Annotated in this window: 14 protein-coding genes; 7 read left to right on the top strand and 7 right to left on the bottom strand. The window is 40.1% G+C overall.

Annotation, left to right across the window (positions count from 1 at the left end):
* Window position 1 precedes the first annotated feature (1 nt).
* The 6 genes from PF327_RS08665 to PF327_RS08640 all read left to right on the top strand — a co-directional run bounded on the left by PF327_RS08665 (window position 2) and on the right by PF327_RS08640 (window position 5,252).
* Window positions 2-424, top strand: coding sequence for an FxsA family protein (locus tag PF327_RS08665; RefSeq protein ID WP_289402182.1), 423 nt, complete (start codon window positions 2-4; stop codon window positions 422-424).
* Window positions 369-1,202, top strand: coding sequence for a DsbA family protein (locus PF327_RS08660; RefSeq protein WP_289402181.1), 834 nt, complete (start codon window positions 369-371; stop codon window positions 1,200-1,202). The genes PF327_RS08665 and PF327_RS08660 overlap by 56 nt, the downstream gene beginning before the upstream one ends.
* A gap of 55 nt (window positions 1,203-1,257) precedes the next feature.
* A complete protein-coding gene (gene hemC, locus PF327_RS08655) occupies window positions 1,258-2,211 on the top strand; it encodes a hydroxymethylbilane synthase (protein WP_289402180.1) in 954 nt (317 codons plus the stop codon).
* A gap of 50 nt (window positions 2,212-2,261) precedes the next feature.
* Window positions 2,262-4,082 (top strand): menaquinone biosynthesis decarboxylase, encoded by a 1,821-nt coding sequence (locus PF327_RS08650; RefSeq protein ID WP_289402179.1) that lies wholly within the window; start codon window positions 2,262-2,264, stop codon window positions 4,080-4,082.
* 68 nt (window positions 4,083-4,150) lie between these two features.
* Complete coding sequence (locus PF327_RS08645) at window positions 4,151-4,747, top strand: peroxiredoxin (protein ID WP_008241803.1); 597 nt, start codon at window positions 4,151-4,153, stop codon at window positions 4,745-4,747.
* 85 nt (window positions 4,748-4,832) lie between these two features.
* Window positions 4,833-5,252 (top strand): Fur family transcriptional regulator, encoded by a 420-nt coding sequence (locus PF327_RS08640; protein WP_289402178.1) that lies wholly within the window; start codon window positions 4,833-4,835, stop codon window positions 5,250-5,252.
* 37 nt (window positions 5,253-5,289) lie between these two features.
* Here PF327_RS08640 and PF327_RS08635 read toward each other — a convergent pair whose 3' ends face one another.
* Window positions 5,290-5,973 carry a YggS family pyridoxal phosphate-dependent enzyme gene (locus PF327_RS08635; protein ID WP_289402177.1) on the bottom strand — a complete coding sequence of 228 codons (684 nt, stop codon included), beginning with the start codon at window positions 5,971-5,973 and terminating at the stop codon, window positions 5,290-5,292.
* 64 nt (window positions 5,974-6,037) lie between these two features.
* Window positions 6,038-7,090: an RIP metalloprotease RseP gene (gene rseP / locus PF327_RS08630; protein WP_289402176.1), complete on the bottom strand. Its 1,053-nt coding sequence runs from the start codon at window positions 7,088-7,090 to the stop codon at window positions 6,038-6,040.
* Between the two features lie 111 nt (window positions 7,091-7,201).
* Here rseP and PF327_RS08625 point away from each other — a divergent pair, with 111 nt between their 5' ends.
* On the top strand, window positions 7,202-8,257 hold the full coding sequence (locus PF327_RS08625; protein WP_289402175.1) for a plant Invertase/pectin methylesterase inhibitor family protein: 1,056 nt from the start codon (window positions 7,202-7,204) through the stop codon (window positions 8,255-8,257).
* Window positions 8,258-8,366: 109 nt separating this feature from the next.
* Here PF327_RS08625 and PF327_RS08620 read toward each other — a convergent pair whose 3' ends face one another.
* The 5 genes from PF327_RS08620 to PF327_RS08600 all read right to left on the bottom strand — a co-directional run bounded on the left by PF327_RS08620 (window position 8,367) and on the right by PF327_RS08600 (window position 13,140).
* Window positions 8,367-9,527 carry an OprD family porin gene (locus tag PF327_RS08620; RefSeq protein WP_289402173.1) on the bottom strand — a complete coding sequence of 387 codons (1,161 nt, stop codon included), beginning with the start codon at window positions 9,525-9,527 and terminating at the stop codon, window positions 8,367-8,369.
* A gap of 89 nt (window positions 9,528-9,616) precedes the next feature.
* The gene (gene pgsA, locus PF327_RS08615) at window positions 9,617-10,177 is read right to left on the bottom strand and encodes a CDP-diacylglycerol--glycerol-3-phosphate 3-phosphatidyltransferase (RefSeq protein ID WP_289402172.1); all 561 of its coding nucleotides are present in this window, start codon (window positions 10,175-10,177) and stop codon (window positions 9,617-9,619) included.
* A gap of 21 nt (window positions 10,178-10,198) precedes the next feature.
* Window positions 10,199-10,978, bottom strand: coding sequence for an enoyl-ACP reductase (locus PF327_RS08610; protein WP_289402171.1), 780 nt, complete (start codon window positions 10,976-10,978; stop codon window positions 10,199-10,201).
* A 1-nt stretch (window position 10,979) separates the two neighbouring features.
* On the bottom strand, window positions 10,980-11,873 hold the full coding sequence (gene dapA / locus PF327_RS08605; protein WP_289402170.1) for a 4-hydroxy-tetrahydrodipicolinate synthase: 894 nt from the start codon (window positions 11,871-11,873) through the stop codon (window positions 10,980-10,982).
* A gap of 10 nt (window positions 11,874-11,883) precedes the next feature.
* Window positions 11,884-13,140 (bottom strand): M16 family metallopeptidase, encoded by a 1,257-nt coding sequence (locus PF327_RS08600; RefSeq protein WP_289402169.1) that lies wholly within the window; start codon window positions 13,138-13,140, stop codon window positions 11,884-11,886.
* Between the last annotated feature and the right edge of the window lie 58 nt (window positions 13,141-13,198).

Below are 13,198 nucleotides of genomic sequence, written 5' to 3'. Positions count from 1 at the left end.
TATGATATTTTTGATCATCCCTTTTGCTCTTATCGAACTTTACCTTTCGCTCAAGACAGGGGAGACCATAGGTTTCTTTTGGTCAGTGGTATGGATCGTACTGAGTTTTGCTCTGGGCATGATGCTTTTACAGAAGTCATCACAAACGATGATGGGCAATATGCAGTCAATGAGACAGGGAAAACTTGACCTTAGAAGATTTCAAAATGCAAGTATGTCTTATTTTATTGCTGCGATACTACTCATTATTCCGGGAGTATTTAGTGACCTTTTGGGTGTCATTGCATTTTTTTACTCACTTTATTTACAATTTATTGCTAAAATAACTCCCGAAGGAACAACACACTTTACAAAACAAGGAGATGATAATGTCATTGATGTCGAAATTATTGATGAGCACAGTTCTAGCAAGCGTGACTCTTAGTGCAAATGCACAGCCTGATAATAAACAATTAGTTAAATATGTGAAGAGATCTGTGGTTAAAAACCCGCAGGTAAAAGTCAAAGGTGTCACCGTGCTTGAGTCTAAAACGGATGAAAGATTACCGGGATGGACGATTCTTTTGACGACCATGGATCTGGAGTATCAGAAAAAAGAGATCCATGCACCCGAAATGATGTTTGTAAAAGATGGACTTGTTACAGGACATTTAGTGAATCTAAAAACCGGAAATGACTATAGAGATGAGATCAAACCTAGTGTCCCTCAGAGCTATTATGATGATGCGCATTTGCTGTTTGGTAAGAAAGATGCAGAGCATAAGATACTGATCTTCTCTGATCCGCAATGTCCATTCTGTCAAGAAGTAGTACCGGCTATCTTCAAAGTATCTAAAGAGAACCCTGCAAAGATTGCAGTCTATTATTATCACCTGCCGTTACTTCGTATACATCCTGTTTCAGATGTACTGACACGTGTGATGCATGTGGCACAACATGAAGGTAAAACAGATGTGGTTGAAAAGATCTATTCATTGAAGATCGACCCAAGAGAGACAGACATGTCGAAGATACTTGCTGCAGTGAAAAGCCATACCGGTTATAGTGTAACAGCAGCACAGGTAGATGCAAAAGAGGTGAAAGCAGCTATGCAGGCAGATGAAATGGCTTCTAGTAAACTGATGGTCACAGGTACACCTACGATCTATATAGATGGTGAGTGGGACAAAATGCGTGATGGGTATAAAAAACTCATAAAGTAATAGAGTGGGAATATGCATGAGGCTTTACCTTATGCAGAAATAGACAAGGGTAACAGTGGAAAAATTAATTATCGCGACAAGAGCAAGTGATCTTGCCCTTTGGCAGGCATATCACGTTAAAGAGAGAATCGAAACATCTTTTCCTGAGATCACAGTAGAACTGAATAAGATCACCTCTAAAGGGGACAAGATATTGGACAAACCTCTTGCACTTATAGGAGGGAAAGGGCACTTTACCAAAGAGCTGGAAGATGAGATGATTGAAGGGAATGCGCATCTTGCAGTGCACTCGCTCAAAGATGTCCCTACCTATATTCCAGAAGGGTTGGAACTGTGTGCCATTACAGAACGTCAAGATCAGAGTGATGTTCTGCTCTCGCATACGTATCAAAGTCTGGATGAACTTCCTCAGGGTGCAGTGGTAGGAACCACAAGTCTAAGAAGACGTATGCAGCTGCTTGAAAAACGTCCGGATCTAGTGGTCAAAGAACTTAGAGGAAATGTGAATACAAGACTCAGAAAGCTTAAAGAGGGGCAGTATGATGCAATCATACTTGCCTATATAGGACTGCATAGGCTTGATCTGTTGAAGGATATTCCTTTTGTTGAAAAGCTGGATTTCTTTATACCGCCAATGGGGCAGGCTGCACTGGGCATCGAAATCGTGAGTGATAATGACAGGGTCCGTGAAATTGCCATGACATTGAATGATGAGAACTCTTATCTCTGTACAAAGCTAGAACGTGATTTTGTCTCAAAAATAGGAGCAGGGTGCTCTGCCCCCGTAGCTGTGAATGCTATCATTACAGGTGATGATATTACCGTTAAAGCGATGCTTGGATATCCAGACGGTACAAACATTATGCATAAAGCATTGACCTCAAAGGTAAGTACGTGCGATACGTTAGGCCAAGAGTTGGCTGAAGAGATGATCGCTGATGGTGCTTTGGAGGTACTAGAAAAAGCAGAAGCAATAGCATTTAAAGATGAAATGCCAGAAAGACTATAAGTAGGACATACTTAATAGATCGAATGTTTTAGAAAAAAAGAGAATACTAAATGCAAGACGTAGTACAATGGCTTAAAGATAACGGAAACTTAAAGATCATAGACGAACCGCTTGATGTGGAGCTTGAAATCCCTCATGTTGCCTATGTCGAGGTAAAAACAGATAACTCTCGTCCTATCCTTTTTACCAATCCTGTGAACAAGGCCAAAGGCATAACGTATGAGATGCCTGTACTGATGAATATCTTTGCCAACAAAGATCTGACTGAAAAGATCTTCGGCAAACATCCTGATACTGTTGCAGAGGGGATCGATGAACTGCTTAAGCTCAAACCACCCAAAGGATTGAAAGCAAAGCTGGCAATGCTGCCTAAACTCTTTTCACTTAAAAATGTATTTCCTAAACGTTTAAAGTTCAAAGGAGAGTGTCAAGAGATCATCATTCCTAAAGAGGAGGTGGATCTGGACAGGTTACCTATACTGAAGACTTGGGAAGAGGACGGTGGACCCTTTATTACGATGGGACAGGTCTATACAAAAAGTCTTGACGGCGAGATGCAAAACCTCGGGATGTACAGACTGCAGCAGTATGATAAAAAGAGACTGGGGATGCACTGGCAGATACACAAAGATGCCTCTCACTTCTTTGACCAGTATCAAAAGGCCGGTAAAAAAATGCCTGTAACCGTCGCTATAGGCGGTGACCCTCTTTATATCTGGTGCGGACAGGCACCCATGCCTCATGGTATGTTTGAATTGTTGCTCTATGGTTTTGTACGTAATAAAAATGCGCAATTGGTGAAGTCGATCACTAATGATATTTATATCCCTCGTGATGTGGATGTGGTCATAGAAGGTTTCGTGGATCCTGAAGTGATGGAGATTGAAGGACCTTTTGGTGACCATACAGGTTATTATACACTGAAAGAGCCTTTCCCTGTGATGGATGTAGAGACTATCACGATGAAAAAACATCCGGTATTTCAGGCAACAGTGGTAGGAAAACCGCCGTTGGAAGATAAGTATATGGGATGGGCTACTGAACGCATTTTTTTACCGATGCTTAAACCTATGGCACCGGATCTTATAGATTATAACATGCCTGAAAACGGCGTGTTTCACAACCTCATACTGGCAAAGATAAAAACACTTTATAAAGGGCATGCACAACAAATCATGCATGCTTTCTGGGGTGTGGGCCAGATGAGTTTTGTAAAACATGCTATTTTTGTAGGAGAAGATGCACCTGAACTTGAAGAGAGTAAAGCACTGGCAGTACATATACTCAATCGACTCGATAAGTGTAAAGTACTCATTACACAAGGTATCGTGGACCATCTTGACCATTCCTCCTCTGAACAGTTCGTCGGTGGTAAACTGGGTGTGGATGCAACAGGAGATGAAGTAGAAAACGGTGTAGAAACCTTACTTTCAGATGAAGTGCTACTTGAGAAGATACAAGAGATCAGCAGCAGTGTAGTAGGGCTGAAACAATACATGACAGAGACCAAAACACCGATCTGTGTGATCAGTGTGGATAAGCAAGAGTCTCAACTTGAGCTGATTCACAAACTCAAGGGATTTGAGAAGCATATCAAACTGCTTGTGATCGTGGACCATGCAAATAATGATCTGGATGATGCCTATATGCTCATCTGGCGTGTAGTGAACAATATAGACGCAGGTCGTGATATCATACTTAAACCATTCATAGCGATCGATGGAACGAATAAAAGTGAAGTAGACGGCTATGAAAGAGAATGGCCCGGAGATACTTTCTGTACAAAGGAGGTACTTGATAGGCTTCAGGAAAAAGGGCTTATTGATATAGATGAGGCGTTTATTAAAAAATTTGGATTGCTTCCTTTTTAATTTAATTTCCTTTTAAAGATATTGTGATAATATTTCCTTGTTAATAAAAATTATCAATAAGGAAAAACATGTTAGTAACAAAAAAAGCTCCAGACTTTACAGCAACAGCCGTACTTGCAGACGGTTCAATCGTAGACAACTTCAATCTTATGGAAAACCTAGGTGAAAAAGGTGCAGTACTTTTCTTCTACCCATTAGACTTTACTTTTGTATGTCCATCAGAGATCATTGCATTTTCTCACAGAGCTAAAGAGTTCAGAGAAAGAGGTATCAATGTAATCGGATGTTCTATAGATTCACAATTCTCACACTTCGCTTGGAGAGAAACTCCAGTAGCTGAAGGTGGTATCGGTAGAGTTGATATGCCACTAGTAGCAGACCTTAATAAGCAAATTGCTAGAGATTATGATGTACTTCTTGATGATGCAGTAGCACTTAGAGGTTCTTTCCTTATTGATGCTGATGGTACTGTTAGACATGCCGTCATCAATGACCTTCCACTTGGAAGAAACATCGATGAAATGATCAGAATGGTAGATACAATGCTCTTTACTAATGAGCATGGTGAAGTTTGTCCTGCTGGTTGGCAAAAAGGTGACGAAGGTATGAAAGCAGACACTGCAGGTGTTGCTGAATATCTTGCAAAACACGAAAACGACCTATAATCGTGTATATGTTCCCATCATTAAAGATGGGAATGTATATATCAGTGTATAGCGGTACATTGATATATGCATTGAAAGGAAAATTATGACAGATTATGCAATGCTACTTAAAAGCAGCGGATTAAAAGCTACATTTCAACGTATGAATATATTGGAAAAGATAGAAGCATATGGCCATATCTCTATTGATACTATCTATGCAGAAGTCATTAAAACACATCCATCTCTTTCACTTGCAACAGTTTATAAAAATATTATTTTAATGGTAGAGAAGGGTGTACTTGTAGAAGTGCCTATCACAGGTAAAAAGTCAAAATATGAACTTTTAAAGGAAGATCATATACATCTTGTCTGTACAGAATGCGGAGAGGTGGAAGACAAACCGCAACACACGGTTGCAGATGAACTCTTTACTTCTATCACAAAGCAAGAGAACTTTACCATAAGTAAACAACAGATCAATCTTTACGGCGTGTGCAGTCACTGTAGAGAAGCTGTTGCCTAAGGGGTTACAGGTTTGATAGACTCCAACCTGTCACAGCTTATTTAAATAATGCTGAACCGATCCTTACCAAATTTGACCCACATTTTATAGCCAATTCATAATCACCACTCATACCCATAGAGCAGACAGTCGCCCCCTCTTTTTTTAGTTTCTCATAGATACTGTATGTGCTTTCAAAACTTTGTTGTATCAGTTTTGTATCATCACTGTGTGCACCGATGGTCATCACGCCTTTGAGATTGATCTGAGGACAGGTCTCTTTGATCGTTTGGTAGATATCCACAGCTCTTTCAGGAGTTACACCGGATTTCGTTGTTTCATTGGCTGCATTGATCTGAAGTAGACAGTGCATTTTTGTCTCTTTTGCCAAGAGCTTTTTGTTCAGTTCTGTTGCCAATTCTATACTGTCAAGTGATTGCATAAGGGTAGGACGTAGATCTATGAGATTATTGATCTTGTTTTTTTGGAGCGAACCTATCATATGCCACTCAAGCGGAAGCTCCTCGAGAGCATGCATACGCTCTTTGAGCTGTTGTACCTGATTTTCACCAAAGGCCCTCTGTCCCAGTTCATAGAGTGTAGCAATATTCTCCAGTTCAGTGTATTTGGCCACGGTGACAAGTTTTACAATGTGGTGTTCACTTACTGCGATACGTGCTTGTTCTATGTTCCATATCACTTCATCCAGATTTGCTCTTAAATGCTCTTTATCCAGTATCATATTTCTTATCCTTTTCTAATGAATTGCCTGCACGGCTATGCTACCACTTAGACCGTTTTGGTTTTTATCCCCAAAGTCTATTGATATCATTATACAATCCTAACATCATAAGAGAGATGAGTATAGCCCAACCTACCAATGTGATGATATACATCACTTGCTCACTGGCAGTTCTACCCGTTAACATCTCGTAGAGGTTAAACATAATATGCCCACCGTCCAGTGCAGGTATAGGAAGCAGGTTCAGTACTCCAAGATTGACCGAAATGAGCGCGGTAAAGAAGAAAAGAGCCAGTATACCTGCATTACTCGCTTGGGCAGTGACATCCACGATAGTGATGATACCTCCGAGTTTATCTGTACCGACCACTCCGGTGATCAGTTTTTCTACACTCTCTACGATGAGCAAAGAAGCTTTTTTTGTTTCATCCCATGCATACACCAATCCATCTATCAATCCGAAGTAGACCGTCGTTTGTTGTCCCGATGGACTGATTCCGATGATACGTCTGGTGATCTTTTCTCCAAAGATGTTTTTGTCCTCTATGACCTTTGGTATGAGTTGCAGTGTAATGAGCTGTTCTTTACGTTCTACGATGAGGGTAATGTCACCTTTATCACCGTTAATGTTCTCCCCGATCTCTTCCCAGTACTGGATATTGTGAGCATTGACCTGAATGATCTTGTCATCCTTGGTTAACCCCGCCTTGAATGCAGGCGTATCTTTTCCTATTTCACCGACATATGGTAAGAGTTTTGGGACACCAATGTTCGCTATTGCAAAGTAAAGTAGAAAAGCCAGCAGGAAATTGGCAAAAGGTCCAGCCAATAATATGATGATACGCTGCCATGGTTTTTTTACATTGTACGAATCTTCATCATAAGAGACCGCAGTAGGATCAGTGTCATCCTGTCCTTTCATTTTGACATATCCGCCTAGAGGTATGGCTGAGAGACTCCACTCCGTTTTCCCTATCATCTTGGAGTAGAGTTTTTTACCAAAACCTATGCTAAAGACATCCACCTGTACACCAAAAAAACGTGCGGCTGTAAAGTGCCCAAGTTCATGAAAAAAGATCAGTACCGACAAGACCAAAAGTGCAATTATAATGCCCATAAAATTCCTCTGTTCAAATATTATGAATTATATCCAAGTGTTGTAAAAAGTTGATATAGATTAAAACTATAATGAAAAATTTTTGTTAAAATAAATGAGAAGGATAAAAAGATGAGCGAACAGAAAAATGTAGAAGAAAATATGATACCAAACGATGAAGATGAAGCCTTAGAAGTCAGGGAGGGAATGATAGTAGAAAAAGAGTCTGTAGAAGCACCTATTGAGCCTAGTCCCTTCTCGGGAAAAACAACAAAGTACAGTAAGGCAAAAAGTCTTATCAAGAAAGCAAAAAATATAGTGGATAATACATCCAAACGTATAGATGCTTGTAGACGTATGTATGAATCTAATCTGAAAGCATATGAGGAGGCTAGATCAGCACTGCAGCAAGGTGGTTTTGACGCGAGTGTGTCTTTGCTAAAGCAATTAAAGTATCAGGACCTATGTGAGGAAGAAGAAAAGCCCGTAGTTGTATTTAGTACTCAAGAAGAATGGAAGCCTTTTAGACTTAAAGATATTTCAAGTGGCAGGATCACAGGACTTTTTTATGCATTACTCGGAGGAATAACTACGGCTGTAGGAATGGTTTATATAGCCACTGAAAAGTTAGAGATGATACTTGATGTCAGGAAAGTACCTCCAGAAAATCAGATAGAAAGTGTCTTAGCATGGTTTAGTACTATTATCGGGGTGCAGGAAGATGTTGCCATTGGTACAGGTGTATTGGGATTGATAGTATTATTGCCCATGATTTTTATCTATAAAATACGGATGAGTTTGAAAGCTAGAAGCAATCTTCATTTGGCTGTCAAACAATTTGTTGAAGCAGAACTTTATGCTGTGCAAAAAGATGATTGTAAAGAGAAGATGGAGACGATAGATACACATGTACAAGATATCATAGGTACCTTGAAAGCCTATCAGATTCTTTTGAACGAACAAAAAGGAAAACTGCAACGTATTCTTTATTTTGAAGGGGAGAAAGAAAAAGGTGCAATGTATCATGAGAAGTCATTGGTAGAGATAGAGGATACAAAAGGGCTTATTGAATCTATAAGTGGTGTATTAAATGTTCCTATAGTGGTAGATGAAAAAATTACTGATGAAAGTATACTTGCTTTACAAAATGCAAAAGACAAACTATATACATTTATTAAAAGGTTTTAGTGATAGGTATGTACTGTTATTTGTGAGAAGATCATTTGGGATAAAGCCCGAACACTCTCCGAAGAGAGTGGTGTATTCAAACGGGTTTTTAGGAGATTACAATGTTGGATTAGAACTTGTAGTTTACGTACAGTTCAAATTGATTTACATCAGTTGAATCGGCAACTAAAGTTGGGTCATAATTTCCTTCTGTATTAGTGTAGACAATACCTGCATCAATCGCATCTGTGAAATCATAACCAAGAATAAGGTCAAATTCACTTCCATTGTCATAGTCTGCATACGAAACTTCTGCAGCGATATCCATGATCGTTGTTGCAGCAGCCACTTTAAATGCATCTAAATCTTCACCTGCCCATTGGTCAGCAACAGTAAGGTTCCATTGGTTAGTATAAAGACCGTTCCATCCAACATATCCTGTACCGTTATCAGTTAAGCGGTTGTATGCTGCGCTCAAGTCAAACCCTGCTACTGAAGTAGATGCCATAATACCAAATGCTGTTGCATCTTCAACTCCAGCAGTATCATAGCTTGTATCTACGTATTGACCTTCAACTTTGAATGAACCAAAGTCATAACCAAGATCTACATATACTTGTGAATACTGACCTGCTTCTATATCATAGTACCAAACGCTACCGCTGATCGTTTTGTCATCATAGGCTGCACCAATTGTCCAGTTGTCGCCATCAAGAGAATCACCAAATTCACCACTATTGTTAGCTCTGTGTTTAGTTACATATGATCCAACGAGAGTTACATTTTCAATAGAACTGTTCATTACAGTATATGCTTCAAATGCACCCGGTGCAAGTAACCAATCATATCCTTGTAGCATTGGTGTCCCTAGTAATTGGCGACCTGCTACCAATGTAGTATCTTCATAGGTTGCTGTTAAGTTAGCGATTTGGAAGAAAGCACCTCTTTTATCACCACTTTCGAAGTATCCATATGTATCTTCGTTCATTGTGTTAATGTATCCAACAGCTGAGAAGTTTGCTGTCAACCAATCAGTAAATGAGTGAGATACATCCAGTGTCGCACCAAAAGCTAATTGTGCATGGTCTCCGAACATATCCTCATCATAAACACCAATGTCCTCACTATCATCAGTAATATAGTATCCTGTTAATTTACCAGCAACAGTTGTAGCTGATGCAGCTTTAACGACTGGTGCCTCAACAACCGGTTCTACTGGAGCAATGTCTCCACCTGCAACTGCCGAACTAACAGCTAAGGCTGCTACTAAACTTAATTTTGTCCATTTCATGTTTTTTCCTTGTTTTTTAATTTGGATAAGTAAGTGTAACATGGACGTTAACAGAAAATAAACGGGAATGTGATTAATTTTTAATCAATTTAATGGGTAGAAGTATGTTTGAAGAAGTCTCTGACATATTCATAGCCAGAGTAGAGGGTAAGAATAACGGCTATCCACAGAAGCAAGGTAGCACCTGGCCACTGCATCAGTAAGAAACCTATAGCGACCATCTGTGCGACGGTTTTGACTTTTCCCATCCATGATGCAGCGATGTCAAGACCCTGGCTGACGGCTGATACCCTAAGTCCTGTAATGAAGAGTTCTCGTGTGAGTATAAGAAAGATGGCCCATGGAGAAGCAGTGCCAAGCATCATGAGTCCTAAAAAGCCTGCCAGAGTCAGCATCTTGTCTGCCAAAGGGTCAAGTATCTTACCCATAGTGGTGATCTGGTTGAAAGTACGTGCAATATAACCATCAAAAAAGTCTGTAGCAGAGGCTACCACGAAAATAAAGGCTGCAAAGTAGTTGAGCCAAGAAGGGTGTATACCTTGAAAGAGTGATGCATCCTGGTTGACCAGAAAAAGGAACATCACTGGAGCAAGAAGAAGACGGATAAATGCTAAGATATTTGGAATGTTAAAAATTTGTGAACTTGGCATTATCTCTTCTTTTATAAAGATTTATCTAAAAGTCGTTCCACCATCGACTACAAGTGTTTGGCCTGTGATCCATGATGCTTCATCCGTACAAAGAAAATAGACAGAACCGGCAAGGTCTTCAGGGCTTCCCATTCTGTTTACGGCTGATCGTTTAATGGTTTCGGCTTTGACCTCTTCATAGTTTGTAAATGCTTTTAGTGCATCTGTATCGATAGGTCCACCGGATACAGCATTGACTCTGATCCCCATTTCTCCCAGTTCAACAGCAGCATAACGGCTCATAGCTTCGACCGCTGCTTTGTTGGTACCATGACCTGCATAGTTTTCGATGTAGATAAGGTTACCGGTTGAACTCAATGTTACGATGGCACCGCCACCTACTTTTTCCATACGTACTGCAGCTTCTTGTGAACCGCGTACAAATGCACCTACGGTTGCAGTATAGATGTTCGTTAATCCTTTACTAGGTCTGAGTTTCATGAATTTACCATAACCACCTACGACCGGACGGCCGTAGATCATAGCATTAGAGACAAAGAAATCCACTCTGTCAAAGTCTTTATCGATCGCTTCAAACAGCGGTTTGAATTCATCAAGTTCCAATATGTTCAGTGGGTATGCTCTTGCCTTCACACCATATTTACTCTCTAGGTCTGCAGCGATCTCATCGGCAGCTTCTTTGTTAGAGTTATATGTAAATGCGATATTTACACCATTTTGAGCAAATTTTTCAGCTACGGCTTTACCGATACCCTTGGTTGCTCCTGTGATGACAAGTGTTTTACCTTTCATTTCTGACATATTATGCTCCTACTATATTGTATTTTTTCATGACTTCTTCGATCTTTTTCATATTTTTACTGCTTGGAGGTACAAGAGGTAATCTATATTCGAGTGTATCGATGAGTCCTGCGATATACATCGCGGCTTTGATCGGAATAGGATTGCTTTCACAGAAAAGCACTTTGTTGATCTCAAAAAGTTTATCATTAATGGTTTTAGATTTTACAAAGTCACCCTTTAGGGCTGCATGAGCAAGCTCTGCTTTCATATCTGGTAAAAGGTTCGAAGTGACAGAAGTGATCCCCTTTCCTCCACTGGCTAAAATAGGAAAATCGATAACATCATCACCAGAGAATACATAGAGGTCAGGTACTTTTGCCAAAAGTTCTACTGTTCTTTCTATAGACCCTGTTGCTTCTTTGATACCCATAATGTTCTCTACATCATCATAGAGTCTTTTCACTGTATCGGGTAAGATATCTACACCTGTACGTCCAGGTACATTATAGAGCATAAAAGGTACTTTGACTGCTGAAGCGATCGCTTTATAGTGTTGGTAAAGTCCTTCCTGACTTGGTTTATTGTAATAAGGACTCACAGAGAAGATTGCATCTACACCACATGCTTCAGCATGTTTGGCGATGTCAATGGCTTCATGCGTCGCATTGCTTCCTGCTCCAGCAAGGACTTTTGTCTCTGTGCCTTTACAGACTTCAACAGCTATCTCAATACATCTTTTGTGTTCATCATGACTTAGCGTCGCACTCTCACCTGTCGTTCCTACAGGACATACCGCATCGATCCCATGGGCTATTTGTCTTGTGATCAGTGTTGCATAGGTTGCTTCATCCAATGTACCATTTTTAAATGGAGTGATCAGTGCAGTGGTCGCACCTGTAATATAGTTACTCATCTCTACTATCCTAGTTTTTTTTCAAGATCACAGTTGTTGAAAAATTGTGATCAAAATACTTTTTAGCGGCATCGCTAATATCTTTGAGCGTAATTTTATCTAATTTCTCTTCATATTCAAGTAAAGGCTGGATATTTCCCTTGACATAGTAATCTCCATAGAGCCCTGCAACGGAACTTGAACTCTCTAAAGAGTAGATAAATTCTGCTTTTGTGTTGATCTTGACCTTATCAAGTTCGGCTTGCGTGACATCACCGTTTTTGATCTTTTCAAGTTCAACGAGGATCTCTTTTTCCAAAGTATCCAAAGATGCTTGAGGTGAACACATCGCCATGATGAGAAAAACACCAGGGTCTGCAAGTTCCATATTGTAGCCATACACCTGGTTTGCCAGTTGCTTTTCATTCACCAGTGTTTTTTCGAAACGTGAACTTTTCCCGGCACTGAGTATATGGCTGATCGCAGAAAGTACTACCTGGTCATCATCTTCATAGTTGGGAATGGAATAGGTGATCGCAAGGGTATCGACCTGATTACTTTCTTTATGAAGTACAGCTCTCTTTGCACCATCTATTTTAGGTTCAACAGCAGTGACCTTTGGGATCTCATGTTTATTTTGTATGTGTCCAAAATATTTTTCTGATTCTTTAAAGACCTCTTCAGGTGTGATGTCTCCCGCCACGACCAAAATGGCATTACTTGGTTGATAATAACGTTGATAGAAGTCTCTTATATCTTCTATCTTCCATGAGAGAATGTCTTCCATAAAACCGATCGGGAGCCAATGGTAAGGGTGGTAGGTAAAGTGTGTATTGAAGACCCTGAAGTAAAGATAGCCCATAGGGTTGTTATCGGTTCTAAGACGTCTCTCTTCAGCAACGACATCACGCTCTTTTTGGAACTCTTCATCTGTGAGTTTTAGGTTATGCATCAGCTCAGAGAAGAGGTCAAGACTGAGTGCCAGGTTCTTGCTGGCTGTTTTAATATAATAGTGTGTTTTGTCAAAACCGGTGGCAGCGTTATTTACACCGCCGCGACTTTTGACGATCGTGTCAAATTCGCCCTCTTTGAGTTTATCTGTAGATTTGAAAGAGAGATGCTCAAGCATATGGGCCATACCGCTTTTACCCATGACTTCATTTCTGCTTCCTACTTTGTAGTAGATATCTGTAGTGATTACACCCGAATCGTTATCCATAGGGATGACAACGATCTGCATGCCGTTATCCAATGTTTTTGTAAAATGTTCTGGCAATGAATTGGCCATTGATACTCCTGTTGTGATCATACATCCGATGATAAATGTATATGTAAAGTGCTTGAGG

This window comes from Sulfurovum xiamenensis, assembly GCF_030347995.1.
GTDB lineage: Bacteria > Campylobacterota > Campylobacteria > Campylobacterales > Sulfurovaceae > Sulfurovum > Sulfurovum xiamenensis.
This window is presented reverse-complemented; position numbering and strand designations above follow the sequence as displayed.